Consider the following 25,283-nt stretch of genomic DNA (forward strand, 5'->3'; position numbering starts at 1 on the left):
ACGCCGCCCGGTGGGGTGGTCGACGCCGCAGGGTGAGGGCCACCACACGGCGCTGACGCCACCGACCACGCAGGTCGCTCAGGAGACGGAGCGGAACGGGTCGTGCTCGGCGAGGAGGCGGTCGACGCGGGCCTGGTCGATGCGGTGGGTGACCGAGGCGTTCTCCTGGTTGTCGCGCACGCACTTGGCCAGCGTGAACGTCGACGTCACCAGGAACAGGGTGCCGAGGGCGAGGAACGCCTTGGCCCACGGGTCGGCGTCGATGTAGAGGACGGCGATCAGCAGGCCCGTCAGCGACACGGCGAACGAGATGCCGGACATGGCGAAGAAGGCGGCGGTGTTGGAGGCGGAGGAGGGCTGGTTCGTCATGACGAGAACTCTGGCCGCGATCGGCCCGGACGCCGTCCGCGGACGTACTCGACCCCGACTGAGTACCCGCACTCGCGCGTCCTGGGTGCGCGGTGCCGGACGTCGTGGCACGGTGGCGGGGTGACGACGGACTCCCGCACCGACGAGATCATCACCGTGCTGGGCGACGCCTTCGCCCCGCTCATGGAGGCCACCCCGGCGGCCTTCCGTGCCAAGTACCGCACCATGGCGCGCGACCCGCACGCCTTCTACCGCGGCACGGCGTGCCTGTTCTTCCACGACGTCGTCGGCGCGGAGGACCCGTTCGCGACCGGCGACGCCGCCCGCATCTGGGTGCACGGCGACCTGCACGTCGAGAACTTCGGCACCTACCTCAACTCCGACGGCCGGATGGTCTTCGACGTCAACGACTTCGACGAGGCCTACCTCGGGCGCTTCACCTGGGACCTCCAGCGCTTCGCGGCGTCCCTGGCCCTGATGGGCTGGCAGAAGGCGCTCCCCGTCGACGACGTCACCCGCCTGACCGAGTCCTACGTCCGGGCCTACCTCGACCAGGTCCGCGCCTACGTCGAGAGCCACACCGACGAGTTCGCGCTGTCGTTGTCGAACACCGACGGCCCGATCCACGACGCGTTGGTGCTCGCCCGGAGCCGCCGGCGCGCCGAGCTGCTCGACGCCAACACGGTCGAGGTCGACGGCGTCCGCGTCTTCGCCGACGACCCCACGGTGCGCCGGCTCGACGACGCCGAGCGCGAGCGCGTGACGGCGGCCTACGAGGGTTACCTGGCCAGCATCCCCGGCCACCTGCGCTCGGGCCGCGAGGGCTTCCACGACCTGCGCGACGTGGTTGGCAAGTCCGGCTTCGGCATCGGCAGCGCCGGCCTGCCGGCCTACAACCTGCTCATCGAGGGCTACAGCGAGGCCCTCGACGACGACGTCCTGCTGTCGATGAAGCAGGCCAACGTGCCGGCCGTCAGCCGGTTCGTCGACGCCGTCGAGGTCGACCGCTACTTCGACCACGAGGGGCACCGCACCGTCGTGAGCCAGCGCGCGCTCCAGGCGCACACCGACGCGATGCTCGGCCACACCGCCATCGACGGCGTGGGCTACGTCGTCGCGGAGGTCTCGCCCTACGAGGTCGACCTCGACTGGTCCGGGCTCATCGAGCCCTCGACGATCGAGCAGGTCGTCGGCCTGCTCGGCCGGGCGACGGCGAAGATCCACTGCGCCTCCGACGAGGACAGCGAGGAGGACCTCGTCGACTTCCAGGTCGAGGACGCCGTCACCGAGGCGATAGGCGGGCGCGACGACGAGCTGGTGTCGTGGCTGACCGACTTCGGCGCCTCCTACGCCGAGCAGGTGCGCGACGACCACGCCCGCTTCGTCGAGGCGTTCCGCGCCGGTGCGATCGGCGTCACGGCCACCGCGTGATCAGGTGAGCAGTCCGGCGCCGCGCGACGGCGTCCCGTCGAGGTGACCCGGCGTCCCGAGACCCGCCGCGACGAAGGCCAGGTCGACCGCCCGGCGCACGGCGTCGGCGCGCTCGCTCGGCACCAGGGCGATCGCCGACCCGCCGAACCCGCCGCCGGTCATCCGGGCGCCGAGCGCGCCGGCCTGCAGGGCGGTGTCGACGACGAGGTCGAGCTCGGGGCAGGAGACCTCGAAGTCGTCGCGCAACGAGGCGTGCGAGGCGGTGAACAGGGTGCCGACCCGGGCCCAGTCGCGGGCGCCGAGTGCGTCGACGACGGCGCGCACGCGGTCGTTCTCGGTGACGACGTGGGTGGCGCGGCGGCGCAGGACGTCGTCGTCGAGGCGCGCGACGTCGTCCAGGCCGGCCGCGCGCAGCGACGTCAGGCCGAGCCGGGCGGCCGCGCGCTCGCACTCCTCGCGCCGCGACCCGTAGCCGCCGTCGGTGAGGGCGTGCGCGACCCGGGTGTCGACGACGAGGAGGTCCAGCCCGGCCTCGACGAAGCCGGTCGGCACGTCGGCGGGCTCGCCGTCGTCGAAGTCGAGCAGCACCGCCGCGCCCTCGCGGGCGAGCAGCACCGCCGTCTGGTCGAGGCCGCCGGTCGGGGCGCCGACGACCTCGGACTCGGCGCGACGACACGCCGCCACGAGCTCGGTCCGGAGCCCGTCGTCGAGGCCACGTCCGGACGCCGTCACCGCCGCGACGGCGACCGCGGCCTCGAGCGACGCCGAGCTCGAGAGGCCGGCCCCGAGCGGCACCGTGCTGTCGAGCCGCACGTCGAGCGGCGGCACGTCGAAGCCGGCCTCGGCGAGCGCCCAGAGCACCCCGGCCGCGTACGCCGCCCAGCCGGAGACGCGCCCCGGCGCCGCCTCGGCGGCCGAGCCGACCCACGGCTGGTCCTGCTGCGCGCTCGTGATGCGCGACGGACCGTCGTCGAGCACCCGCACCGAGGCGGTGGTCTGCGCCGCGATCGCGATCGGCAGGCACAGCCCGCGGTTGTAGTCGGTGTGCTCACCGATGAGGTTGACGCGGCCTGGCGCTCGTACCGAGAAGTCGTGGCTCACGGGGTCCGACTCTAGAGTTGGCCCACGTGGAGTTCCTCGGCACGACCCCGGCACACGACCTGACCTACGACGACGTCTTCATGGTGCCCCGGCACAGCGCCGTCGCCAGCCGCTACGACGTCGACCTCACGACGACCGACGGCACCGGCGCGACGCTGCCGCTGGTGGTGGCCAACATGACCGCGATCGCCGGCAAGCGCATGGCCGAGACCATCGCCCGCCGGGGCGGCATCACCGTCATCCCGCAGGACATCCCGGCCGAGGTGGTCGCCGAGGTCGTGGCGGCGGTCAAGGCGCGCCACCACGTCTTCGAAACCCCGATCGTGCTCCGCCCCGAGCAGACCGTCGCCGAGGCGCTGGCCCTCATCCCGAAGCGCGCGCACGGCGCGGCCGTCGTGGTGGTCGACGGCAGCCCCGTCGGCATCGTCACCGAGGGCGACTGCCGCGACGTCGACCGGTTCGCCCAGGCCGGCCAGGTGATGCGCCCGCCCGCGGTCGTCGTCCCGCACGACGCCGACCCGCGCGAGGTCTTCGACCGGCTCGACGCCGGCCGGGTCGGCCTCGCGGTCGCCGTCGACCCGACCGGGGCCCTCGTCGGCGTGCTCACCCGCACCGGCGCACTCCGGGCGACGCTGTACACCCCGGCCGTCGACGCCAGCGGCGGGTTGCGCATCGCCGCCGCCGTCGGCGTCAACGGCCGGGTGGCCGACACCGCCGCGGCCCTGCTCGACGCCGGCGTCGACTGCCTCGTCGTCGACACCGCCCACGGCCACCAGGACCGCATGCTCGAGTCGCTGCGCGCCGTCCGGGCTCTCGACCCTCAGGTGCCGGTCGTGGCGGGCAACGTCGTCTCCGCCGAGGGCACGCGCGCGCTCGTCGAGGCGGGTGCCGACGTCGTCAAGGTCGGTGTCGGGCCCGGGGCGATGTGCACGACCCGGATGATGACCGGCGTGGGCCGCCCCCAGTTCTCCGCGGTGCTCGAGTGCGCCGCCGCCGCGCGCGAGCTCGGCGCCCACGTGTGGGCCGACGGCGGCGTCCGACACCCCCGCGACGTCGCCCTCGCCCTGGCCGCAGGCGCCTCGTCGGTGATGATCGGCAGCTGGTTCGCCGGCACCCACGAGTCGCCCGGCGACCTCGTGCACGACGCCGACGGCCGGGCCTACAAGGTCTCGTTCGGCATGGCGTCGGCCCGCGCGGTCGCCCACCGCACGGCGGGGGAGTCGGCCTACGACCGCGCTCGCAAGGGCCTGTACGAGGAGGGCATCTCCTCCTCGCGCATGTACCTCGACCCGGCGCGGCCCGGCGTCGAGGACCTCGTCGACCAGATCTGCTCGGGACTGCGCTCGGCGTGCACCTACGCCGGCGCCACCACGCTCGCCGAGCTGCACGAGCGCGCCCTGGTCGGCGTCCAGTCGGCCGCCGGGTTCCACGAGGGCCGTCCGCTCGCCACCAGCTGGTAGTGAGCGTCAGCGGCTCGAGCGCGCGCCCCGACCCTTGGTGATGCCCACGAAGGCCTGGGTGCGCTCGCCGTCGTCGGCCTGCGGCCACACCAGGGCGACGGTCGTCGGGTCGAGGTCGAGCACGGGACGGGCCACGACGTCCTTGCGGGCGTGCAGCCGGGCCACCGACATCGGGACGACGGCCACGCCGGTGCCGGCCGCGACCGTCTCGACGGCCTCGCCCGGCGTCATGGGCGGCCAGGCGAGCTGCTCGGCGGACGGCGTCCAGCCCGACGGGTGCGGGAGCACCAGCTGCTCGTCGTCGAGGTCGGCGAGCGTGACGCCGTCGGGGTCGGCCGCGGCGACGAGGTGCTCACGCCCGGCGACGACGACGGGCAGCTCCTCGTAGAGCCGCACGCAATGCAGGCCGTCGGTGTCGACGGGCAGCCGCACGATCGCCATGTCGGCCTCGCCCGCCCGCAGCGCGACGACCTGGTCGGTCTCGTCGACGGGCACGAGCTCGAGGGGCTCGTCGCGGCGCTCACGCCACGCCCGCGCCCACTTGTCCGGCGTCGCGCCGGTCACGAACGTCACCCTGAAGGTCATGGGGGAACGATAGGAGGCTGCCGTAGGTTCGCCTCGTGCGCGTCCTCGTCACCGGTGCCACCGGCTACATCGGCTCGCGCCTCGTGCCGGCGCTGGTCGCGGCCGGTCACGACGTCGTCGTCGGCGTGCGCGACCTCGCCGCGGTCGACCGCTTCGCCTGGGCCGCGCAGGTCGAGCGCCGCTTCTTCGACGTCGAGGACACCGTCTCGGTCCACCTCGCGGTGCGTGAGGTCGACGCGGTGATGTACCTCGTGCACTCGATGGGGGCGGGGGAGTTCGTCAAGCGCGACCGCGAGGCGGCTGAGAGCCTCGTCGCCGCGACGTCCTACGCCGGCACCGACCGCGTCGTCTACCTCTCCGGGCTCGTGCCCGACGTCCCGCACGCCGAGCTCTCCGACCACCTGGCCTCGCGGCTCGAGGTGGAGGAGATCCTGCGCGCCGGGCCGGTGCCCGCCACCGTGCTGCGCGCCTCGATGGTCATCGGGGGCGGGTCGATGTCGTTCGAGGTGATGCGGCGCATGACCGAGCGGCTGCCGGTCGTCACGCTGCCGACGTGGATGTCGAGCCGCATCCAGCCCGTCGCGGTGGAGGACGTCGTCCGGCTGCTCTGCGCGGCCCTGGAGGGCCCCGCCCGCGACCGCACCTACGACGTGGGTGGCGACGAGGTGCTCACCTACGCCGAGCTGCTCGCGCGCTTCGCCGACGCCGCCGGGCTCGACCGCCCGCAGGTGCCGCTGCTCGTCGCCCCGCAGACGGTGGTCGGCGAGGGCGTGGCGCTGCTCACCGGCATCCCGCGCTCGACGATCAAGGCGCTGGTACGCAGCCTCACCCATGACATGGTCTGCCGCGACGACGACGTGCATCACGACCTCGCCCCGGGGGTCGACTACCTCTCGCTCGACGAGGCCCTCGTTCGCTCGCTGGCCGGAGACACCGCGGCGACCTCACCGGACGGCGACGTGCAGGGCGAGGCCGCCAGCGACCCCGACTGGGTCGGCACCACCCGCGGCTGAGCTCAGTTCAACGGCCTCGTGCCCTCGGGGACGCCGCCACCGGCGTGCACCGCCTCGACGAGCTCGGCCAGCGCCGTGAGCGCGACCCGCTGCGAGAGCGGGCCGTACGACACGCGTGCCACGCCGAGCTCCTCCAGCCGGGCCAGGGACGGCGTGCCGGGGAGCCCGATCGTGGTCAGTCGCTGCGGCCCGAAGGCCTCGACCAGCGTCGCGACCTGCTGCTCGTCGAGCATCCCGGGCACGAACACGACGGGCGCGCCGGCGTCGAGGAACGCCTTGCCCCTCGTGACCGCCTCGGCCAGCGGGTCGTCGACGCCCTTGACGAAGGCGTCCGTGCGAGCGTTGAGCACGAAGTCGGGGACGCCGGCCGACGCTGCCGCGGCCATGACCGCCTCCACCTGGGCGGCCGCCTCGGCCAGCGGCTTCATCTGGTCCTCGATGTTCGCCCCGACGACACCCACGCCGATCGCCTTGCGCACCGTCTCGGCGGCGTCGCCGTAGCCACCCTCGAGGTCGGCCGTCACCGGCAGCGTGGTGGCGGCGACGATGCGGCGCACCTCCTCGACCATCTCGTCGACGGGGATGTTCTCGCCGTCCTCGTAGCCGCGGGACGCAGCGATCGAGTGGCTCGCGGTGGCCAGCGCCACGGTTCCGGCGAGGCCGGTCACGACCTGAGCACTGATGGCATCCCAGACGTTGACGACCGTCAAGAGTCGTGGATCGCGGTGCAGGTCGAGGAGGGCGGTGGCGCGGGCAGCGGTGTCGTCGAGACTCATGACCCGAGCCTGCCACGCCGACAGGGCGCGCCACCACGCGGTGAGGGCGCGGACTGGCGCAGTCTCAACTTCTCCGCAAGGAGTGACCGATCTCAACAGGGTGACTGTGTCGCAAGACATATTCGGGCATACTTGTCAGGTGGACACTCAAGGGGACCTCTGGCAGGTCACGCCCGACCTCCGCGTCCGGGCCAAGAACATCGACGCCGGCCTGGTCGGCTCTCGCATCCGGCTCGCCCGCCAGCGTGCCGGTCTGACGCAGGGGGAGGCCGCCGGCGACGTCATGTCGACCGCCTACATCTCCCGCATCGAAGCAGGTCAGCGGCGCGCGAGCGCCGACCTGCTGGTCGCCCTCGCCAACCGTCTGGGCTGCGATCCCGACGAGCTGCTGGCCCCCGACGACGACGTCGCCGCGCGGGAGGAGCTCGCGCGGGTCACCCTCGAGCTCGACTACGCCGACCTCGACGTCCGCACCGGCGACGGCCCGTCGGCGCTGGTCCGCATCGACGCCGTGCTGGCCTCGCCTGACGTCCCGCACGAGCTCGCGACCAAGGCGAAGTACCTCAAGGCGCAGGCGCTCGAGTCGCTCGGCGACCTGAGTGGCGCCATCAAGGTCCTCGAGGACGTCGTCTCGGCCAGCCACGAGTCGCACCTGCGGCTCCGCGCGCTGATCCTGCTGAGCCACTGCTACCGCGAGGAGGGCGACCTCGCCCGTGCCTGCGAGGTGGGCGACCGCGCCTCGGCCATGATCGACGCCGCCGACCTGCACGGCAGCACCGAGGGCATCCAGCTCGCGGTCACCGTGGCCGCCGCCCACTACGAGCGGGGCGACGTCAACTACGCCATGCGGCTGTGCGCGCGGGCCGTCGAGAGCGCCGAGGCGCTGGAGAGCCCGACCGCCCGGGCCTCGGCCTACTGGAACAGCAGCATCGTGCACGAGCGCCAGGGCAACATCGCCGACGCGCTGCCGCTGGCCCACAAGGCGATCACGCTGCTCGAGCAGACGCACGACGCCAGCGCCATGGCCCGCCTGCGCAGCCAGCTCGGCTTCCTGCAGCTGTCGATGAGCCCGCCCGACGTCGACGAGGCGATGCGCAACTTCGAGCGTGCCCGCGCCGAGATGGACCACACGACGGCCAGCCCGATCGACTTCGGCCGCAACGAGCTCGGTCGAGCCCGTTGCCGACTGCTGATCGGCGACGTCGAGGAGGCCGAGCGGCTGGCCGAGGACTGCTTCGAGGCCGTGCGCGAGAGCAGCCTGATGCTCAGTGCCCAGGCGCTCACGGTGCTCGGTCAGGTCGCCGCCAGTCGCGGTGACGCCGACGACGCCGTGGCGCGGTTCCGCCGTGCGCTGGTCGTGCTCGACGGCATGGGCGCCGATCGTGAGGCGGCCCAGCTCTGGTTCGAGCTGGCCAACCTGCTGCGGTCGCACGGGGCGATGGAGGACGCCATCGAGGCGTTCCAGCGCGCCGGTACCTCGACCGGGCTGACCTCGCCGAGCATGGCGGTGCGCACTACCTGACGACCTGCCCGCGGGAGAGCCGGCGCCGTCGTCGGGTTCTGGGTGCTACTTGCAGCACCACACCGAGGCGGCGGAGTCGGTTCCCTGGGCCGGCGCTGCGACCGCCGCACCACCGACGACGGCGGCGGCGAGCAGCGAGGAGGCGATGAGGGCGCGGAACTTCGACATGGGGAGACACTCCTGTGTTGGCGGGCCGCGCCCCTTTCGGCGCGCCCTGCGATGAGGTACATTCTGGCAAACTCTTTGGCAATGCCCCACTATTGTCACCAAACGCTGAGGGTTTCTTGCGTTTGGGGCGCCAGCCTGCCTTCACATCGATCTCTCGGATCTCATGAGTCACACCGGCACCATCTGTTCTGGTCTCGCTCGCGTTGGTCGGGGAGAGGCGGGCTGGTCTTGGGCGGTGGTCGAGCAGAAAACGACAACGGCCCGTCCCCCGGTGGGGACGGGCCGTTGGTGTGGTCTGAGGGCCGGAGGCTCCCGGCTACAGGTCAGACATCGTAGCGGTCGAGGTCCATGACCTTCGACCATGCGGCGACGAAATCGTGCACGAACTTCTCGCCGGCGTCGTCGCTGGCGTAGACCTCGGCGACGGCTCGCAGCTCGGAGTTCGACCCGAAGACGAGGTCGACCCGGCTCCCGGTCCACTTGTCGGCTCCGTTGACGTCCTTGGCGACGAAGCCGTCGTCGTCGCCCTCGATGCCGGTCCAGGTGACGTCCATGCCCAGCAGGTGGGTGAAGAAGTCGTTGCTCAGCACGCCGACGCGCTCGGTCAGCACGCCCTTGCTGTTGTCGCCGGTGTTGGCGCCGAGCACCCGGAGGCCACCGACGAGCACGGTCATCTCCGGCGCGCTGAGACCGAGGAGGTTGGCGCGGTCGACGAGGCGGTACTCCCCGGGCAGGCGACCGTCCTTGGCCAGCACGTTGCGGAAGCCGTCGGAGGTCGGCTCGAGGTGGCTGAACGACTCGACGTCGGTCTGCTCCTGGGTGGCGTCGGTGCGCCCAGGCGTGAACGGCACGGTGACGCTGACGCCGCCGTCGGCCGCGGCCTTCTCGACCGCCGCGGCGCCCGCGAGGACGACGAGGTCGGCGAAGGAGACCTTCTTGCCACCGGTGGCGGAGGCGTTGAAGTCGGCCTGGATGCCTTCCAGCGCGGTGATGACCGGCGCGATCGCGGCCGGGTCGTTGACCGCCCAGCCGTTCTGCGGCTCGAGACGCAGCCGGCCGCCGTTGGCGCCACCGCGCTTGTCGCTCACCCGGTGCGACGAGGCGGCGGCCCAGGCGGTCTTCACCAGCTGCGAGACGTCGAGGCCGGTGGCGAGGATCTGCTCCTTCAGCGCGGCCACGTCGGCGTCGTCGACGACCGGGTGGTCGAGCGCCGGCACGGGGTCCTGCCAGAGCAGGTCCTCCTGCGGCACCCAGGCGCCGAGGTAGCGCTGCTTGGGCCCCATGTCGCGATGCGTGAGCTTGTACCAGGCACGGGCGAAGGTGTCGGCGAAGTAGGCCTCGTCGTCCTTGAACCGCAGGCAGATCTCGCGGTAGATCGGGTCCTCGCGCAGGGCGATGTCGGAGACGAGCATCGTGGGACGGCGGTTCAGCTCGCCCGACTCGGGGTCGGGGATGGTGTTGGCGGCCTCGTCGCCGACCGCCTGGAACTGCCAGGCGCCGGCCGGGCTCTTGGTGAGCTCCCACTCGTAGCCGAACAGGTTCTCCAGGTAGCCCATGCTCCACTGCACCGGGGTCGAGGTCCAGGTGACCTCGAGACCGCTGGTGATGGCGTCGCGGCCCTTGCCCGAGCCGAAGCTCTGCTTCCAGCCCAGGCCCTGCTCCTCGATCGAGGCGCCCTCGGGCTCGGCGCCGACGTACTGCTCGGGGTCGGCCGCGCCGTGGGTCTTGCCGAACGTGTGCCCACCGGCGATGAGGGCGGCGGTCTCCTCGTCGTTCATCGCCATGCGGCCGAAGGTCTCGCGGATGTCGCGGGCGGAGGCCAGCGGGTCGGGGTTGGCGTTGGGGCCCTCGGGGTTGACGTAGATCAGGCCCATCTGGACGGCGCCCAGCGGCTTCTCCAGCTGGCGGTCGCCGGTGTAGCGCTCGTCGCCCAGCCAGGTGCGCTCGGGACCCCAGTAGACGTCCTCGTCGGGCTCCCAGACGTCGGCGCGGCCACCGGCGAAGCCGAAGGTCTTGAAGCCCATCGTCTCGAGGGCGCGGTTGCCGGCGAAGATCATCAGGTCGGCCCAGGAGACCTTCTGGCCCCACTTCTTCTTGACCGGCCACAGCAGCCGGCGGGCCTTGTCGAGGTTGCCGTTGTCGGGCCAGGAGTTCAGCGGCGCGAAGCGCTGCATGCCGGCGCCGGCGCCCCCTCGCCCGTCGTCGGTGCGGTAGGTGCCGGCCGAGTGCCACGCCATGCGGACCATGAAGCCGCCGTAGTGGCCGAAGTCGGCGGGCCACCAGTCCTGCGAGTCGGTCATCACGGCGTCGACGTCGCGGGCGAGCTCGTCGAGGTCGACGGACTCGAAGGCGGCCTTGTAGTCGAAGTCGGCGCCCAGGGGGTCGGCGACGGGCTGGTGCTTGCGCAGGATCTTGAGGTTGAGCTGGTTGGGCCACCAGTCGGTGTTGCTCGCACTCTCGGTGGGGTGGCCCATGCGGCCCGCGTGGACCGGGCAGCCGCCCGCGTCCTCGGTGTTCATGTCGGCTTCGACGGTCTCGTGGTCGTGCTGGGACACGCGGAGTCCTTCCGGGGTGGTGGAGTGGATGGGTGGAGCCGGTGGATCAGGACGACGTACAGGCGGGGCAGGTGCCCCAGTAGATGACCTCGGCCTCGTCGATCACGAAGCCGCTGTCGTCGGACGCCGTCAGACAGGGAGCCGCGCCCGTGGCGCAGTCGACGTCGGCCACCGCTCCGCAGGAGCGGCAAACGACGTGGTGGTGGTTGTCGCCGGTCCGCGTCTCGTAGCGCGCGACCGAGCCGGAGGGCTGGATGCGGCGCAGCAGGCCGGCCTCGGTGAGGGCCCGCAGCACGTCGTAGACGGCCTGGTGGGACACGACGCCGAGGTCGGCGCGCACGGCGTCGATGACGGCGTCGGTCTCGGCATGCGGGTGGGCCTGCACCGCCTGCAGGACGGCGAGCCGCTGGCGGGTGACCCGCAGCGCGGCCCCCCGGAGCAGCTGCTCGGGCGTCGGTGCAGCGGGGTGGGACATGGCCTCGACTCTGCCCCGTTTACTGGAACGAGTCAAGAAAGCCGCGCGGGCGGAGCACGAGAAAGGCCCCGGTCCTCGCGAGGATGACCGGGGCCAATCTGCTGTTCTGTGTCCGAGGGGGGACTTGAACCCCCACGCCCTAATACGGGCACTAGCACCTCAAGCTAGCGCGTCTGCCAATTCCGCCACCCGGACGAGTGCGATGAGAAAACTAGCAAAGGGTGCGCCCGGGAGCCGCATCGGGGGCGTCACCGGCGGGTGCCAGGATGGGGCCATGCAGACCGAACCGCAGCAGGACGCCGGATCCGGGCCGACGTACGACCCCGCGGCGGAGGTCGTGGAGCTGTGCCGCGACCTGATCCGCATCGACACCAGCAACTACGGCGAGCCCGACGGGTCGGGCGGTCCGGGGGAGCGCAAGGCGGCCGAGCACGTCGCCGCGCTGCTCGACGAGGTCGGCATCGAGGCCCGCCTCCACGAGTCGACGCCGGGGCGCACGTCGGTGGTCGCGCACTGGGGCGGTGACGGCAGCGACGGCCGCGACAAGCTGCTCCTGCACGGCCACCTCGACGTCGTCCCGGCCGCCGCCGACGACTGGCAGGTGCACCCGTTCAGCGGTGAGGTGCAGGACGGCTACGTGTGGGGCCGCGGCGCGGTCGACATGAAGGACTTCGACGCGATGCTCCTCTCCGTCGTCCGGGCGCGTCAGCGGGCCGGCGCGGTGCCCGAGCGGCCGATCGTGCTCTGCTTCACCGCCGACGAGGAGGCGGGCGGCCACCACGGCGCCGAGCAGCTGGTCGAGCAGCACCGCGACGAGCTCGAGGGGTGCACCGAGGCGGTCGGCGAGGTCGGCGGCTTCTCCACCACGGTCCGCGGACGCCGCCTCTACCTGGTCGAGGCCGCCGAGAAGGGCATGGCCTGGATGAAGCTCACCGCGCGCGGCCGGGCCGGCCACGGCTCGATGATCAACACCGACAACGCCGTGACCCGTCTCTCCGGCGCCGTGGCCCGCATCGGTGCCCACGAGTGGCCCGTGCGCCTGACCCCGGCGATGGAGGTGCTCCTCGCGACCGTCGCCGACCTCGCCGGCACCGAGGCCACGCCCGAGAACGCCCCGGCGCTCGTCGAGGAGTTCGGGGGAGCGGCGCGCATGCTCGGCGCCGTCATCCGCAACACCGCCAACCCCACGCAGCTCGGTGCCGGCTACAAGGTCAACGTGATCCCGACCGAGGCCACCGCGCACGTCGACGGCCGCTTCCTGCCCGGCTACGAGGACGAGTTCTTCGACACCCTCCGCGCGCTGTGCGGCGACGACGTCGAGTGGGAGTTCCTCTCCCACCAGCAGCCGTGGGAGACCCCCTACGACGGCGACCTCGTCGGCGCGATGACCCGCTCGATCCTCGCCGAGGACCCCGACGCTCTCGTCGCGCCGTACACGATGAGCGGCGGGACCGACGCCAAGCACTTCCGCAAGCTCGGCCTGCGCTCCTACGGCTTCGCGCCCCTGCGCCTGCCGGCCGACCTCGACTTCACCGCCCTGTTCCACGGCGTCGACGAGCGCGTGCCCGTCGACGCCCTCGAGTTCGGGGCGAGGGTCTTCGATCACTTCCTGAACGAGGTCTGATCGAGCCGAGTGCACCGAGGCCGGTCCGGGCAGCTGAATCGAGCGCCACGTCGACGCAACCACGAACCGAGGACAACCGCCGCGAAGCGGAGCGGGCCGCGCGCTGGCGTCTGACGAGGAGCGAGTCGAGGGCGACGCGGAGCGAGCCCTCGAGCGAGCGACGAGGAAGACGGCAGCTGGGCGCGGTCTGCGCAGCGAGCAGCTCAGGCAGTTCGTACGGCGCGGATGATCTTGCGGCGCAGGATCACGCGGCGGGTGCCGTCGGAGCCGATGCGCACGCGGTCGAGCTCCCAGCCGCCGTGCTCGGCGCGCTCGACGAGCAGCTTGGTGACGACGTTGCGGGAGAACTCGCGTGAGAACGAGACCTTGTCGTACTCCCACTCGACACCGGGTCGGGGTGCGCGGCGGTCGGACCGGGACATCAGGCGCCCCCGGAGACGTCGTCGAGCGCGGCCACGAGCTCGGGCGGCAGCACCTTGTCGTCGGTGTCGAGCGAGCCGCGCAGCTGCTGGGCGGTGCGGGCGCCCACGATCGGGGCGGTGACGCCGCGGCGGTCGCGCACCCACACCAGGGCGACCTCGAGCGGAGTCCAGCCGAGTCCGTCGGCGGCGCGCGCGACGGCCTCGACCACGCGGGCGCTGTCGTCGTCGAGGTAGGCGCCGACGAAGCCGGAGAACACCGGCGACGCGGCGCGCGAGTCGGACGGCGTGCCGCCGCGGTACTTGCCGGTGAGCACGCCACGGCCGAGCGGTGACCACGGCAGGACGCCGAGACCGAGCGCCCCGGCCGCGGGCAGCACCTCGCGCTCGACCTGCCGGTTGAGCAGGGAGTACTCGACCTGGGTGGAGGCGAGGGTGGCCCGGCCGGGCACGGCCCGCTGCCACGTGGCGGCCTGGGCCGTCTGCCAGCCGGTGTAGTTGGAGATGCCGACGTAGGAGGCCCGACCGGAGGAGACGGCGCGGTCGATCGCGGTCAGGGTCTCCTCGAGGGGTGCCTCGTCGGACCACACGTGCACCTGCCACAGGTCGACGTGGTCGACGCCGAGGCGCTCGAGCGAGGCGTCGAGCGTGGTGAGGAGGGAGCCGCGCGAGGTGTCGACGACCCGCTCGCCCGAGCGCCGCGAGACGCCCGCCTTGGTGGCCAGCACGACCTCGTCGCGGGAGACGACGTCGCCGATGAGGCGGCCGACGAGGCGCTCGGAGTCGCCGTCGGTGTAGCCCGCGGCGGTGTCGACGAGCGTGCCGCCGGCCTCGGCGAACGCGATCAGCTGGTCGCGTGCCTCGTGCTCGTCGGTGTCACGACCCCAGGTCATGGTGCCGAGACCCAGGCGGGACACCTTGAGGCCGGTGCGGCCCAGGGCACGTCGCTGCATGTGAAAAACCTAGTCGACCGCGCACGGTGTCGATGCGGGGGCACGCGGTCGTGGGCACTACCGTTCGTTGTCGTGTGGGAGGTGCTGCAGGCCGTCGTGCTCGGCGTCATCCAGGGGCTCACGGAGTTCCTGCCCATCTCCAGCAGCGCCCACCTGGCGATCTACCCCCAGCTGTTCGGCTGGGAGGACCCCGGCGCCTCCTTCACCGCCGTGGTGCAGATCGGCACCGAGGTGGCGGTGCTGCTCTACTTCCGCAAGGACATCTGGCGCATCGCCTCGATGTGGCTCCGCTCGCTGGTCAAGCCCGAGCTGCGTGGTCACATCGACGCCCGCATGGGGTGGTTCATCATCATCGGGTCGCTGCCGATCGTGCTGCTCGGCGTGGCGCTGCAGAGCGTCATCCGCGACGACTTCCGCAACCTGTGGGTGATCGCGACGACCCTGGTCGTGCTCGGCGTCGTGCTCGGCGTCGCCGACCGTCTCGGGCGCACCGACAAGGACCTCAAGCACGTCACCCTGCGCGACGCCGTCCTGATGGGCGGTGCCCAGGCGATGGCGCTGGTGCCCGGCGTGTCGCGCTCCGGCGCGACGCTGTCGATGGGGCGTGCTCTGGGCTACGACCGCGAGTCGGCCACGCGGTTCGCCTTCCTGCTCGCCATCCCCGCCGTCGTCGGCGCCGGCCTCTTCGAGCTGCGCAAGATCGGCGAGGAGTCCAACCCCTACGGCTGGGGGCCGACCATCGTCGGCACCGTCGTGTCGTTCGTGGTCGGCTACGCCGCGATCGCCTGGCTGCTGCGCTACGTCTCCACGCGCTCGTTCACACCGTTCGTGCTCTACCGCGTCGCCCTCGGCGTGGCCACGTTCGTGCTGCTCGGCACGGGTGTGCTCGTCGCCCACGGCTGAGCTACAACCACCCGGACTTCTTGAAGAACCACAGCAGCAGCCCCGACGTGGCGGCCATGAGCCCGAGCGCGTAGGCATAGCCGAACCGCCACTCGAGCTCGGGCATGTGGGTGAAGTTCATCCCGTAGACGCCGGCGATGAGCGTCGGGACGACGACGATCGCGGCGCCGGCGGAGATCTTGCGCATGTCGTCGTTCTGCTGCACCGAGATCGCGGCCAGGTGGGCGTCGAACGCCGACGAGAGCAGCGTGTCGAGGGTGTCGACGACCTCGGCGGCCTGGTTGAGGTGGCTGACGACGTCGCGGAAGAACGGCGCGGTCTGCACGTCGACCTGCGGCACGAGCCCCGAGGACAGGCGCCGCATCGGCTCGCGCAGCGGCAGGACGGCGCGGCGCACCTCGGAGATCTCGCGCTTGAGCGTGTAGATGCGGGCGGAGTCGCGGGTGCGCTCGGTCGAGAACACCGACGCCTCCACCTCGTCGACGTCGACCTGGAGGTCCTCCACGACGCCGAGGTAGGCGTCGACGACGACGTCGCACACGGCGTAGACGACGGCCGAGGGGCCGTGCGTCAGCACGTGCGCCGACTCCTCGAGGTAGCGGCGCGCGCTCTGCAGCTGGCCGCCGCGACCGTGGCGGACGGTGACGACGAAGTCGTCGCCGACGAACATGTTGATCTCGCCGGTCTCGACGGCGTCGTCGTCGTCGACGTACCAGAGCGTCTTGAGGGTGAAGAAGAGGCTGTCGTCGTACTGCTCGAGCTTGGGCCGCTGGTGGGCCTTGAACGCGTCCTCGACGGCGAGCTTGTGCAGCCCGAACGCCTCGGCGACCTCGCCGAGCTCCATCTCGCTCGGCTGGTAGAGACCCACCCAGACGAAGGCGTGCTCGTCGTCGTCGGCCACGGCGGCCGCGCGCAGGGCCGCGTAGTCGTGGCTGTGGCAGTCGACGAGGACGCGGTGGCCGCCGCGGTAGACGGCGCTGTCGACGATCACCCTGTGAGGCTAGACCTCGTAGGCTCCGGATCGTGGCAACCGTGATCCTCGTGCGACACGGCCGGACGACGGCCAACGCCTCCGGCACCCTCGCCGGCCGCCTCCCCGGCGTCCGGCTCGACGACGTCGGCACCGAGCAGGCCCGACGGACGGGCGAGCGGCTCGCCGTCGTCCCGCTGGCCGGCATCGTGAGCAGCCCGCTCGAGCGGTGCAAGCAGACCGCGAAGGCGCTGCTCGACGCCCGTGACCGGCTCGCCGAGCCCACGCTGCGGATCAGCAGCGAGAAGGGCATCAGCGAGTGCGACTACGGCGAGTGGCAGGGCCGGCCGCTGCGCGAGCTCGCCAAGGAACCGCTGTGGAAGGTGGTGCAGTCGCAGCCGTCGGCCGCGGCCTTCCCCGGCGGTGAGTCGATGGCCACGATGCAGGCGCGCTCGGTCGCCGCCGTCCGACGTCACGACGCCGCGATCGAGGCCGAGCACGGCCCGCACGCGGTCTGGGTGGCGGTCAGCCACGGCGACATCATCAAGTCCGTGCTGGCCGACGCGCTCGGCATGCACCTCGACCTATTCCAGCGCATCAACGTCGACCCGGCCTCGGTCTCGATCATCCGCTACACCGGCACCCGCCCCTACGTGCTCGCCTCCAACACCCACGGCGGCGACCTGTCGTGGCTCAAGCCACCGCCGGCCAAGAAGACCCGATCACGCAAGGGCACCGGTCAGGGCACCGGCACGAGGGCTACCACGACGGCGTCCGACGACGCACCCGTCGGGGGTGGCGCGGGCCCTTCGGTGCACCCCTAGGGTGGAGAGACCATGCCGATCATGCACGCCTTCGACCCGCCGGAACGCTTCGTCACCGGCACGGTCGGCGAGCCCGGGGCTCGCACCTTCTTCCTGCAGGCCCGCACGGGCACGCGCGTCACGTCCATCGCGATCGAGAAGCAGCAGGTGGCCGCGCTCGCCGAACGCGTCGACGAACTGCTCGACGAGGTGATGGCGACGCAGACCTCGGGCGTCGTGCCGGCCGTCGCGCCGCTCGGCCTCGAGGACTCCGCCCCCCTCGAGCAACCGATCGAGGAGGAGTTCCGCGCCGGCACCATGACCCTGTCGTGGGACCCCTCGGACGAGCGCGTCGTCATCGAGGTCTTCCCCTACACCGAGGCCGCGATCGTCACGCCCGACCAGGTCGACGAGGACTTCGAGGAGCCCGAGCCGGAGGAGGTCTTCCTGGTTCGCATCACGGCCGCGACGGCGCGGTCGTTCGTGCAGCGTGCCGAGCAGGTGCTCGAGGCCGGACGGCCCAGCTGCCCGTTCTGCGGCAACCCGATCGACCCCGACGGCCACCTGTGCGTGCGCGCCAACGGGTTCCGGCGCCGCGACCCGCAGGCGCCCTGACCTCGTCCACGAGTCGACGTCATGGGTGAGCTCGAGCTGCGCGGGCGCGTCATGCCCGCCTCCAACGCGACGTTCGTCGGCGAGCTCGACGGCGTGACCGTCGTCTACAAGCCGGTGCGCGGCGAGAAGCCGTTGTGGGACTTCCCCGACGGCACGCTCGCCGACCGCGAGGTCGCCGCCTACGAGGTCTCCGTCGCGACCGGCTGGGACGTCGTCCCGCGCACGTGGATGGGCGACGGCCCGCACGGCCCCGGCATGCTCCAGGAGTGGCAGGAGCCCGATCCCGGGCAGGACGCCGTCACGCTGGTGCGCAGCGGCACGGTGCCCGACGGCATGCTCGCCGTCTTCGAGGGCATCGACGACCAGGACCGCGAGGTCACCCTCGTGCACGAGGACGACGCGGCCCTGCGCCGCATGGCCGTCTTCGACGTGATCACCAACAACGCCGACCGCAAGGGCGGCCACGTGCTCGAGATGGCCGACGGTCACCGCTACGGCGTCGACCACGGCCTCACCTTCCACCACGAGCCGAAGCTGCGCACCGTGCTGTGGGGCTGGCACGGCTACGCGCTCGACGACGAGCACGTCGCCGGCGTCGAGCGGGTGCTCGCGGCGCTCGGCGGCGCGCTGGGCGACACGCTCGCCGACCACCTCACCGACCTGGAGATCGACACGTTCGCGCGCCGCTGCCGCCGCCTGCTCGACCGCGGGGTGATGCCGATGCCACGGCGCGGCGAGTACCCGCCGATCCCGTGGCCGCCGTTCTGAGGGCGACAGCTCGCCCTGGGGCCGTCGCGGGACCAGTGAGTCACTACAGTTCGGCTCATGCGTTCCTGGTCGGCCCCGGAGGTCCCGTCCCTGCCCGTGACGGCTCCGCCGGTCTCGCTCCACGACACCGCGTCGGGTGAGCGGATCACCCCGACCCCGGCCGACGGTGCGCCCGCCCGGCTCTACGTCTGCGGCATCACGCCCTACGACGCCACGCACCTCGGGCACGCCGCGACCTACGTGGGCTTCGACCTGCTGCACCGCGCCTGGCGCAACGCCGGGCACGACGTCCACTTCGTGCAGAACGTCACCGACGTCGACGACCCGCTGCTCGAGCGCGCGACCAAGGTCAAGGTCGACTGGGTCGAGCTCGCCGAGCGCGAGACCGAGCTGTTCCGCCAGGACATGCAGGCGTTGCGCGTGCTCCCGCCGCAGCACTACGTCGGCGCCGTCGAGTCGATCCCGCTCGCCGTCGAGCTGATCGAGGTGCTCGACAAGGCCGGGGCGATCTACCGCGTCGAGACCGACCTCTACTTCTCCGTCTCCGCCGACCCCGCCTTCGGCGACGAGTCCGGCTACGACCGTGACACCATGCTGCGCTTCTTCGGCGAGCGCGGGGGAGACCCCGACCGCGAAGGCAAGCGCGACCCGCTCGACTGCGTCGTGTGGCGCGGCGAGCGCGAGGGCGAGCCGTCGTGGCCGAGCCCGTTCGGCCCGGGCCGGCCCGGTTGGCACATCGAGTGTGCGGCCATCGCCCGGCACCACCTCGGCGGGGCCTTCGAGGTGCAGGGCGGCGGCAGCGACCTGGTGTTCCCGCACCACGAGATGTGCGCCGGCCACGCGCAGGTCGCCGAGCCCGGCACCCCCTTCGCACAGGTCTACAGCCACGCCGGCATGGTCGGCTACGACGGCGAGAAGATGTCGAAGTCGCGCGGCAACCTGGTCTTCGTCTCGGCCCTGCGCAACAGTGACATCGATCCGATGGCGATCCGGCTGGCGCTCCTGCGCCACCACTTCCGGGCCGACTGGGAGTGGACCGACGCCGAGCTCTTCGACGCCGTCGACGACCTCGCCCGCTGGCGCAAGGCCGTCGCGCTCGGCGCCGGTGCCGAGGCCGCGCCCGTCGTCACCGAGGTGCTCGCGGCCCTCGCCGACGACCTCGACGCCCCGCGCGCCGTCGCCGCGGTCGACGCCTGGGTCGGCGCCACCCTCGGCACCGAGGGCCTGGCCGACACCACCGACGCCGACGCGGCCGCCGCGGTGCTCGCCGTCCTCGACGCCGCGCTCGGCCTCACGCTCTGACCTGCGGGCGGGTCAGGGGTTCGGCGGCGACCCGGGGTCCTGGTCGCCGCGCCGCTTGAGGTAGCGCTCGAACTCGCGCGCGATGGCCTCGCCGGAGGCCTCGGGGAGGTCGGCGGTGTCGCGGGTCTCCTCGAGCGAGCGGACGTAGTCGGCGACGTCCTCGTCCTCCTCGGCGAGCTCGTCGACGCCACGCTCCCAGGCGCGGGCGTCCTCCGGCAGGTCGCCGAGCGGGATGGAGACCTCGAGGAGGTCCTCCAGCTGGCCGAGGAGCGCGAGCGTGGCCTTGGGACACGGCGGTTGCGCGACGTAGTGCGGCACCGCGGCCCAGTAGGACACGGCCGGGACGTCGAGACGGACGCAGGCGTCCTGGAAGACGCCGACGATGCCGGTGGGTCCCTCGTAGGTCGACTGCTCGAGCTTGAGCCGGTCGACGAGCTCGGGCTCGGTGGCGGTGCCGGTGACCGGGATCGGCCGCGTGTGCGGGGTGTCGGCCAGCAGTGCGCCGAGGGTGACCACGAGCTCGCCGCCGAGCTCGTCGCAGGCCGCGAGCAGCTCGGCGCAGAACTGGCGCCAGCGCATGTTGGGCTCGATGCCACGGATGAGCACGATGTCGCGGTCGAGGTCGGGGGGAGAGGCGACCGCGATCTGGGTGGTCGGCCAGGTGAGACGGCGGTGCCCGTTGTCGTCGGTGCCGACGCTCGGCCGGTTGACCTGGAAGTCGTAGAACTCCTCGGGGTCGATCGCTCCGACCACGCGCGCGTTCCAGACGTCCATGAGGTGGTCGATGACCGAGGAGGCGGCGTCGGCGGCGTCGTTCCAGCCCTCGAACGCGGCGATGACCAGGGGGTCCACCAGGTCGGGCATCTCGTCGATCTCGATCACCCAGGAAGCCTATCCGTGCCTCCGGTGTTGACGTGACCGTCCACGATTTCGCCGCGCCCCGCCGCGGTGTCACGATTTGAGAACGCCGTCCAGCCGCCGGACACCGGTTCCTAGGCTCGACGGAGACACCCCGAGGAGATCTGTTGCCCGACCTGCGCCCCGACGCCACCGACGAGCTGACCGCCCTGCTGCGCGAGCGGATCATGGTGCTCGACGGCGCCATGGGCACCGCGATCCAGCGCGACCGGCCGTCCGAGGCGGGCTACCGGGGCGAGCGGTTCGCCGACTGGCCGAGCGACCTGCAGGGCAACAACGACCTCCTCACCCTGACCCAGCCCGACATCATCGCCGGCATCCACCGCGAGTACCTCGAGGCCGGCGCCGACGTCATCGAGACCAACACGTTCAACGCCAACAAGGTCTCGCTGAGCGACTACGACATGGCCGAGCTCGCCTACGAGCTCAACCACGAGGCCGCCGCGCTGGCGCGCCGGGTCGCCGACGAGGTGGAGGCCGAGACCGGTGTGCGGCGCTACGTCGGCGGTGCCCTCGGTCCGACGACGCGCACGGCGTCCATCAGCCCCGACGTCAACGACCCCGGCGCCCGCAACGTGTCGTGGGACGACCTCGTCGAGGCCTACCTCGAGGCCGCCAGCGGCCTCGTCGACGGCGGCTCCGACCTGATCTTCATCGAGACGATCTTCGACACCCTCAACGCCAAGGCGGCGATCTTCGCCGTCGAGACGCTCTTCGAGCAGCGCGGACGCCGGTGGCCGATCATCATCTCCGGCACCATCACCGACGCCTCCGGCCGCACGCTGTCGGGCCAGGTCACCGAGGCCTTCTGGGACTCCGTCCGCCACGCCCGGCCGCTCGCGATCGGACTCAACTGCGCGCTCGGGGCCAAGGAGATGCGGCCCTACATCGCCGAGATGAGCCGGGTGGCCGACACCTTCGTCTCCTGCTACCCCAACGCCGGGCTGCCCAACGCCTTCGGCGAGTACGACGAGGCGCCCGACGAGACCGCGGCCATGGTGGCCGAGTTCGCCGAGGCCGGCTTCCTCAACCTGGCCGGCGGCTGCTGCGGCACCACGCCCGACCACATCAAGGCCATCGCCGGCGCCGTGGCCGACAAGTCGCGCCGCGACGTGCCGACCATCGCCCCCGCCATGCGGCTCTCGGGCCTCGAGCCGTTCACCATCGACGACGACAGCCTGTTCGTCAACGTCGGCGAGCGCACCAACATCACCGGCTCGGCGCGCTTCCGCAACCTGATCAAGGACGGCGACTACGACACCGCGCTCGCCGTCGCGCTCCAGCAGGTCGAGAACGGCGCGCAGGTCATCGACGTCAACATGGACGAGGGCATGATCGACGGCGTCGCGGCCATGGACCGCTTCACCAAGCTGATCGCCTCCGAGCCCGACATCAGCCGGGTGCCGATCATGGTCGACTCCTCGAAGTTCGAGGTGATCGAGGCCGGCCTGAAGAACGTGCAGGGCAAGGCCATCGTCAATTCCATCTCCCTCAAGGAGGGCGAGGAGAAGTTCCGCGAGCAGGCCACGCTGGTCAAGAAGTACGGCGCCGCGGCCGTTGTCATGGCCTTCGACGAGGACGGCCAGGCCGACAACCTCGAGCGGCGCAAGCAGATCTGCGAGCGCGCCTACCGGGTGCTGGTCGACGAGGTCGGCTTCCCGGCCGAGGACATCATCTTCGACCCCAACGTGTTCGCCGTCGCCACGGGCATCGAGGAGCACGCCGCGTACGGCGTCGACTTCATCGAGGCCGCGCGCTGGATCAAGGCCAACCTGCCGGGCGCCAAGATCTCCGGCGGCATCTCCAACGTGAGCTTCTCGTTCCGGGGCAACAACCCCGTGCGCGAGGCCATCCACGCGGTGTTCCTCTACCACGCGATCGAGGCCGGCCTCGACATGGGCATCGTCAACGCCGGTGCGCTCGTGCCCTACGACGCCGTCGAGCCCGAGCTGCGCGAGCGTATCGAGGACGTCGTGCTCAACCGTCGCCCCGACGCCGCCGAGCGGTTGCTCGAGATCGCCGAGGCGCACAACAAGAAGGGGGCGGAGGCCGAGGCGGTCACCGAGGAGTGGCGCGAGCTGCCCGTCGGCGAGCGCATCACCCACGCGCTGGTCAAGGGCATCGACGCCCACGTCGAGTCCGACACCGAGCTGCTCCGCCAGGAGATCGCCGACCGGGGCGGGCGCCCCATCGAGGTCATCGAGGGCCCGCTCATGGACGGCATGAACGTCGTCGGCGACCTCTTCGGCGCCGGCAAGATGTTCCTGCCGCAGGTGGTGAAGTCGGCGCGGGTGATGAAGAAGGCCGTCGCCTACCTGATCCCCTTCATCGAGGAGGAGAAGGCCAACGACCCCTCCCTCGCCGCCGCGAAGGACACCAACGGCACCATCGTCATGGCCACGGTCAAGGGCGACGTACACGACATCGGCAAGAACATCGTCGGCGTCGTGCTCCAGTGCAACAACTACGAGGTCATCGACCTCGGCGTTATGGTGCCCGCGCAGAAGATCCTCGACGCAGCGATCGAGCACGAGGCCGACATCATCGGCCTGTCCGGCCTGATCACGCCGTCCCTCGACGAGATGGTCACGCTCGCCACCGAGATGCAGCGCCAGGGCCACACCATCCCGCTGCTCATCGGTGGGGCCACGACCTCGCGGGCCCACACCGCGGTCAAGGTCGACCCGCGCTACGAGGGCCCCGTCGTGTGGGTCAAGGACGCCTCCCGCTCGGTGCCCACGGCGGCCGCGCTGCTGCACGAGACGAAGCGCGCCGAGCTGATGGCCGGCGTCAAGACCGACTACGACGCCCTCCGCGCCCGCCACGCGCAGAAGGGCGACCGCAAGCTGGTGCCCTACGAGACCGCGCGCGCCGACGCCACGCCGATCGACTGGACGGCGTACACCCCGCCCGTGCCGCGGCAGAGCGGCGTCCACGTGCTCGACGACTACGACCTCGCCGAGCTGCGCGACTACATCGACTGGCAGCCGTTCTTCAACGCCTGGGAGATGAAGGGCAAGTTCCCCGACATCCTCAACAGCCCCACCCACGGCGAGGCCGCGCGCAAGCTCTACGACGACGCGCAGACCATGCTCGACACGATGATCGCCGAGAAGTGGGTGACCGCGAAGGGCGTCTACGGGTTCCTGCCGGCCGAGGGCAAGGGCGACGACACGCTCGTCTTCACCGACGAGAGCCGCACCGAGGTCCGCGCGACGCTGCACCACCTGCGCCAGCAGGGCGAGCACCGCGACGGCGTGGCGCACAAGTCGCTCGCCGACTTCGTCGCCCCGCGCGACAGCGGTCTGGCCGACCACGTCGGCGGCTTCGCCGTCACGGCCGGCATCGGCCTGCCCGAGCGGGTCAAGGCGTTCAAGGACGACCTCGACGACTACTCCGCGATCCTGCTCGAGTCGCTGGCCGACCGCCTCGCCGAGGCCTTCGCCGAGCGTCTGCACCAGCGCGTGCGCACCGAGTTCTGGGGCCACGTCGCCGACGAGACGCTGAGCAACGCCGAGCTGATCGCCGAGAAGTACACCGGCATCCGCCCGGCCCCGGGCTACCCGGCGTGCCCCGACCACACCGAGAAGCTCACCCTGTGGGACCTCCTCGACGTCGAGGCCGCCACCGGCATCACCCTCACCGAGTCGATGGCCATGTGGCCCGGCGCGTCGGTCTCGGGCTGGTACTTCAGCCACCCGCAGTCGCAGTACTTCGTCGTCGGCCGCCTCGGCCGCGACCAGGTCGCCTCCTACGCCGAGCGCAAGGGCTGGACCCTCGCCGAGGCCGAGAGGTGGCTCTCGCCCAACCTCGGCTACGAGCCCGAGGACTGATGACCGACGACCCGACCGCCGGACCGTCCGCCGGACGCCGTCCGGCCGCCGTCCTGTGGGACATGGACGGCACGCTCGTCGACACCGAGCCCTACTGGATCGCCACCGAGCACGCCCTCGCCGAGGAGCACGGCGGTACCTGGGACGACGAGCGCGCGATGCAGCTCGTGGGCAGCGACCTGCTGGCCTCGGGACGCTTCATCCGCGAGCACATGCCGTGCCCGCTCCAGCCCGAGGAGATCGTCGAGTACCTGCTCGACGGCGTCGTGGCGAAGGTCCGCGAGTCGGTGCCGTGGCGCCCCGGGGCCCGCGAGCTGCTCGCCGACCTGCGCGTGCACGGCGTCCGCTGTGCGCTGGTCACGATGTCGTACCAGCGATTCGTCGCCCCGATCCTCGAGCACCTCGACGGCGGCACGTTCGAGGTGATCGTCACCGGAGAACAGGTCAGCCGCGGCAAGCCCGACCCCGAGCCCTACCTGCGCGCCGCCGAGCTGCTCGGCGTCGACGCCCGCGACTGCGTGGCCGTCGAGGACAGCGAGACCGGAACGCGGTCGGCGGTCGCGGCGGGCTGCGCCGTGGTCGTCGTCCCGCACCACGTGCCGGTCGAGCCGGGGGAGCGGCGCACGTTCGCGACGTCCCTGACGGGCCTGACCTCCGACGACCTGCTCGTCGGACCGGTCTGACGCACGTTGCTGCCGGCCGGTGGCGAGCCGGACAACC

General features: G+C 71.9%; 23 protein-coding genes and 1 tRNA gene. 12 read left to right on the forward strand and 12 right to left on the reverse strand.

Annotated features, from left to right (window positions below; translation table 11 throughout):
* Nucleotides 1-78: 78 nt before the first annotated feature.
* A complete protein-coding gene (locus ABFT23_RS10075; protein WP_347894763.1) occupies nt 79-369 on the reverse strand; it encodes a YiaA/YiaB family inner membrane protein in 291 nt (96 codons plus the stop codon).
* Between the two features lie 120 nt (nt 370-489).
* On the opposite strand from ABFT23_RS10075, the gene ABFT23_RS10080 reads away from it, so the two are divergent.
* Entirely contained in the window at nt 490-1,800 is a 1,311-nt protein-coding gene (locus ABFT23_RS10080) for a DUF2252 domain-containing protein (RefSeq protein ID WP_347894765.1), read from the forward strand.
* Here ABFT23_RS10080 and galK read toward each other — a convergent pair whose 3' ends face one another.
* The gene (gene galK, locus ABFT23_RS10085) at nt 1,801-2,901 is read right to left on the reverse strand and encodes a galactokinase (protein ID WP_347894766.1); all 1,101 of its coding nucleotides are present in this window, start codon (nt 2,899-2,901) and stop codon (nt 1,801-1,803) included.
* 26 nt (nt 2,902-2,927) lie between these two features.
* Between galK and ABFT23_RS10090 the strand changes: the two genes are divergently transcribed.
* Entirely contained in the window at nt 2,928-4,361 is a 1,434-nt protein-coding gene (locus ABFT23_RS10090) for a GuaB1 family IMP dehydrogenase-related protein (protein WP_347894768.1), read from the forward strand.
* Nucleotides 4,362-4,367: 6 nt separating this feature from the next.
* On the opposite strand, the gene ABFT23_RS10095 is transcribed toward ABFT23_RS10090, so the two are convergent.
* Nucleotides 4,368-4,946: a LysR family substrate-binding domain-containing protein gene (locus tag ABFT23_RS10095; RefSeq protein WP_347894770.1), complete on the reverse strand. Its 579-nt coding sequence runs from the start codon at nt 4,944-4,946 to the stop codon at nt 4,368-4,370.
* A 35-nt stretch (nt 4,947-4,981) separates the two neighbouring features.
* Between ABFT23_RS10095 and ABFT23_RS10100 the strand changes: the two genes are divergently transcribed.
* Nucleotides 4,982-5,959 carry an NmrA family NAD(P)-binding protein gene (locus tag ABFT23_RS10100; RefSeq protein WP_347894772.1) on the forward strand — a complete coding sequence of 326 codons (978 nt, stop codon included), beginning with the start codon at nt 4,982-4,984 and terminating at the stop codon, nt 5,957-5,959.
* A 2-nt stretch (nt 5,960-5,961) separates the two neighbouring features.
* Here the strand turns inward: ABFT23_RS10100 and ABFT23_RS10105 are convergent, their stop codons facing one another.
* Nucleotides 5,962-6,735 carry an isocitrate lyase/PEP mutase family protein gene (locus ABFT23_RS10105; RefSeq protein ID WP_347894773.1) on the reverse strand — a complete coding sequence of 258 codons (774 nt, stop codon included), beginning with the start codon at nt 6,733-6,735 and terminating at the stop codon, nt 5,962-5,964.
* A gap of 139 nt (nt 6,736-6,874) precedes the next feature.
* Here ABFT23_RS10105 and ABFT23_RS10110 point away from each other — a divergent pair, with 139 nt between their 5' ends.
* A complete protein-coding gene (locus tag ABFT23_RS10110) occupies nt 6,875-8,257 on the forward strand; it encodes a helix-turn-helix domain-containing protein (protein ID WP_347894775.1) in 1,383 nt (460 codons plus the stop codon).
* Between the two features lie 45 nt (nt 8,258-8,302).
* On the opposite strand, the gene ABFT23_RS10115 is transcribed toward ABFT23_RS10110, so the two are convergent.
* The 4 genes from ABFT23_RS10115 to ABFT23_RS10130 form a co-directional block, all read right to left on the reverse strand.
* A complete protein-coding gene (locus tag ABFT23_RS10115) occupies nt 8,303-8,425 on the reverse strand; it encodes a hypothetical protein (protein WP_347894777.1) in 123 nt (40 codons plus the stop codon).
* Between the two features lie 323 nt (nt 8,426-8,748).
* Nucleotides 8,749-10,944: a catalase/peroxidase HPI gene (gene katG, locus ABFT23_RS10120; RefSeq protein ID WP_347895076.1), complete on the reverse strand. Its 2,196-nt coding sequence runs from the start codon at nt 10,942-10,944 to the stop codon at nt 8,749-8,751.
* An 82-nt stretch (nt 10,945-11,026) separates the two neighbouring features.
* Nucleotides 11,027-11,455 (reverse strand): Fur family transcriptional regulator, encoded by a 429-nt coding sequence (locus tag ABFT23_RS10125; RefSeq protein WP_347894779.1) that lies wholly within the window; start codon nt 11,453-11,455, stop codon nt 11,027-11,029.
* A gap of 109 nt (nt 11,456-11,564) precedes the next feature.
* Nucleotides 11,565-11,650, reverse strand: a tRNA-Leu gene (locus ABFT23_RS10130).
* 79 nt (nt 11,651-11,729) lie between these two features.
* On the opposite strand from ABFT23_RS10130, the gene ABFT23_RS10135 reads away from it, so the two are divergent.
* Nucleotides 11,730-13,079, forward strand: coding sequence for a M20/M25/M40 family metallo-hydrolase (locus ABFT23_RS10135; protein ID WP_347894781.1), 1,350 nt, complete (start codon nt 11,730-11,732; stop codon nt 13,077-13,079).
* 203 nt (nt 13,080-13,282) lie between these two features.
* Here the strand turns inward: ABFT23_RS10135 and ABFT23_RS10140 are convergent, their stop codons facing one another.
* Both ABFT23_RS10140 and ABFT23_RS10145 read right to left on the reverse strand, forming a co-directional pair.
* Nucleotides 13,283-13,501 carry a DUF5703 family protein gene (locus ABFT23_RS10140; RefSeq protein ID WP_347894783.1) on the reverse strand — a complete coding sequence of 73 codons (219 nt, stop codon included), beginning with the start codon at nt 13,499-13,501 and terminating at the stop codon, nt 13,283-13,285.
* The gene (locus tag ABFT23_RS10145; protein WP_347894785.1) at nt 13,501-14,451 is read right to left on the reverse strand and encodes an aldo/keto reductase; all 951 of its coding nucleotides are present in this window, start codon (nt 14,449-14,451) and stop codon (nt 13,501-13,503) included. The genes ABFT23_RS10140 and ABFT23_RS10145 overlap by 1 nt, the downstream gene beginning before the upstream one ends.
* A gap of 72 nt (nt 14,452-14,523) precedes the next feature.
* Here ABFT23_RS10145 and ABFT23_RS10150 point away from each other — a divergent pair, with 72 nt between their 5' ends.
* The gene (locus ABFT23_RS10150) at nt 14,524-15,354 is read left to right on the forward strand and encodes an undecaprenyl-diphosphate phosphatase (protein ID WP_347894787.1); all 831 of its coding nucleotides are present in this window, start codon (nt 14,524-14,526) and stop codon (nt 15,352-15,354) included.
* A gap of 1 nt (nt 15,355) precedes the next feature.
* On the opposite strand, the gene corA is transcribed toward ABFT23_RS10150, so the two are convergent.
* Nucleotides 15,356-16,345, reverse strand: a complete 990-nt coding sequence (gene corA, locus ABFT23_RS10155) for a magnesium/cobalt transporter CorA (RefSeq protein ID WP_347894788.1) — start codon at nt 16,343-16,345, stop codon at nt 15,356-15,358.
* A 32-nt stretch (nt 16,346-16,377) separates the two neighbouring features.
* Between corA and ABFT23_RS10160 the strand changes: the two genes are divergently transcribed.
* Genes ABFT23_RS10160 through mshC form a run of 4 tightly spaced genes read left to right on the forward strand, consistent with a single transcriptional unit; the run spans nt 16,378 to nt 19,812 of the window.
* On the forward strand, nt 16,378-17,148 hold the full coding sequence (locus ABFT23_RS10160) for a histidine phosphatase family protein (RefSeq protein WP_347894790.1): 771 nt from the start codon (nt 16,378-16,380) through the stop codon (nt 17,146-17,148).
* Between the two features lie 12 nt (nt 17,149-17,160).
* Nucleotides 17,161-17,742 carry a DUF3090 domain-containing protein gene (locus ABFT23_RS10165; protein ID WP_347894792.1) on the forward strand — a complete coding sequence of 194 codons (582 nt, stop codon included), beginning with the start codon at nt 17,161-17,163 and terminating at the stop codon, nt 17,740-17,742.
* A gap of 21 nt (nt 17,743-17,763) precedes the next feature.
* Nucleotides 17,764-18,510: an SCO1664 family protein gene (locus tag ABFT23_RS10170; protein ID WP_347894794.1), complete on the forward strand. Its 747-nt coding sequence runs from the start codon at nt 17,764-17,766 to the stop codon at nt 18,508-18,510.
* A 57-nt stretch (nt 18,511-18,567) separates the two neighbouring features.
* On the forward strand, nt 18,568-19,812 hold the full coding sequence (gene mshC / locus ABFT23_RS10175) for a cysteine--1-D-myo-inosityl 2-amino-2-deoxy-alpha-D-glucopyranoside ligase (RefSeq protein ID WP_347894796.1): 1,245 nt from the start codon (nt 18,568-18,570) through the stop codon (nt 19,810-19,812).
* 12 nt (nt 19,813-19,824) lie between these two features.
* Here mshC and ABFT23_RS10180 read toward each other — a convergent pair whose 3' ends face one another.
* Nucleotides 19,825-20,694: a PAC2 family protein gene (locus tag ABFT23_RS10180; protein WP_347894797.1), complete on the reverse strand. Its 870-nt coding sequence runs from the start codon at nt 20,692-20,694 to the stop codon at nt 19,825-19,827.
* A gap of 203 nt (nt 20,695-20,897) precedes the next feature.
* Between ABFT23_RS10180 and metH the strand changes: the two genes are divergently transcribed.
* Both metH and ABFT23_RS10190 read left to right on the forward strand, forming a co-directional pair.
* Nucleotides 20,898-24,563, forward strand: a complete 3,666-nt coding sequence (gene metH, locus ABFT23_RS10185; protein ID WP_457623305.1) for a methionine synthase — start codon at nt 20,898-20,900, stop codon at nt 24,561-24,563.
* Complete coding sequence (locus ABFT23_RS10190) at nt 24,563-25,246, forward strand: HAD family hydrolase (RefSeq protein WP_347894800.1); 684 nt, start codon at nt 24,563-24,565, stop codon at nt 25,244-25,246. The genes metH and ABFT23_RS10190 overlap by 1 nt, the downstream gene beginning before the upstream one ends.
* The last annotated feature ends 37 nt before the right edge of the window (nt 25,247-25,283 follow it).

Origin of the sequence: Nocardioides secundeburneus, assembly GCF_039939255.1 — a bacterium.
GTDB lineage: Bacteria > Actinomycetota > Actinomycetes > Propionibacteriales > Nocardioidaceae > Nocardioides.

Excerpts from the sequence above, each read along its gene's own strand:
- ABFT23_RS10075 (WP_347894763.1), bottom strand. The coding sequence starts at position 369 with ATGACGAACCAGCCCTCCTCCGCCTCCAACACCGCCGCCTTCTTCGCC.
- ABFT23_RS10095 (WP_347894770.1), bottom strand. The coding sequence starts at position 4,946 with ATGACCTTCAGGGTGACGTTCGTGACCGGCGCGACGCCGGACAAGTGG.
- ABFT23_RS10105 (WP_347894773.1), bottom strand. The coding sequence starts at position 6,735 with ATGAGTCTCGACGACACCGCTGCCCGCGCCACCGCCCTCCTCGACCTG.
- ABFT23_RS10115 (WP_347894777.1), bottom strand. The coding sequence starts at position 8,425 with ATGTCGAAGTTCCGCGCCCTCATCGCCTCCTCGCTGCTCGCCGCCGCC.
- katG (WP_347895076.1), bottom strand. The coding sequence starts at position 10,944 with ATGAACACCGAGGACGCGGGCGGCTGCCCGGTCCACGCGGGCCGCATG.
- ABFT23_RS10125 (WP_347894779.1), bottom strand. The coding sequence starts at position 11,455 with ATGTCCCACCCCGCTGCACCGACGCCCGAGCAGCTGCTCCGGGGGGCC.
- ABFT23_RS10135 (WP_347894781.1), top strand. The coding sequence starts at position 11,730 with ATGCAGACCGAACCGCAGCAGGACGCCGGATCCGGGCCGACGTACGAC.
- ABFT23_RS10140 (WP_347894783.1), bottom strand. The coding sequence starts at position 13,501 with ATGTCCCGGTCCGACCGCCGCGCACCCCGACCCGGTGTCGAGTGGGAG.
- ABFT23_RS10145 (WP_347894785.1), bottom strand. The coding sequence starts at position 14,451 with ATGCAGCGACGTGCCCTGGGCCGCACCGGCCTCAAGGTGTCCCGCCTG.
- ABFT23_RS10165 (WP_347894792.1), top strand. The coding sequence starts at position 17,161 with ATGCCGATCATGCACGCCTTCGACCCGCCGGAACGCTTCGTCACCGGC.
- ABFT23_RS10170 (WP_347894794.1), top strand. The coding sequence starts at position 17,764 with ATGGGTGAGCTCGAGCTGCGCGGGCGCGTCATGCCCGCCTCCAACGCG.
- mshC (WP_347894796.1), top strand. The coding sequence starts at position 18,568 with ATGCGTTCCTGGTCGGCCCCGGAGGTCCCGTCCCTGCCCGTGACGGCT.
- metH (WP_457623305.1), top strand. The coding sequence starts at position 20,898 with ATGGTGCTCGACGGCGCCATGGGCACCGCGATCCAGCGCGACCGGCCG.
- ABFT23_RS10190 (WP_347894800.1), top strand. The coding sequence starts at position 24,563 with ATGACCGACGACCCGACCGCCGGACCGTCCGCCGGACGCCGTCCGGCC.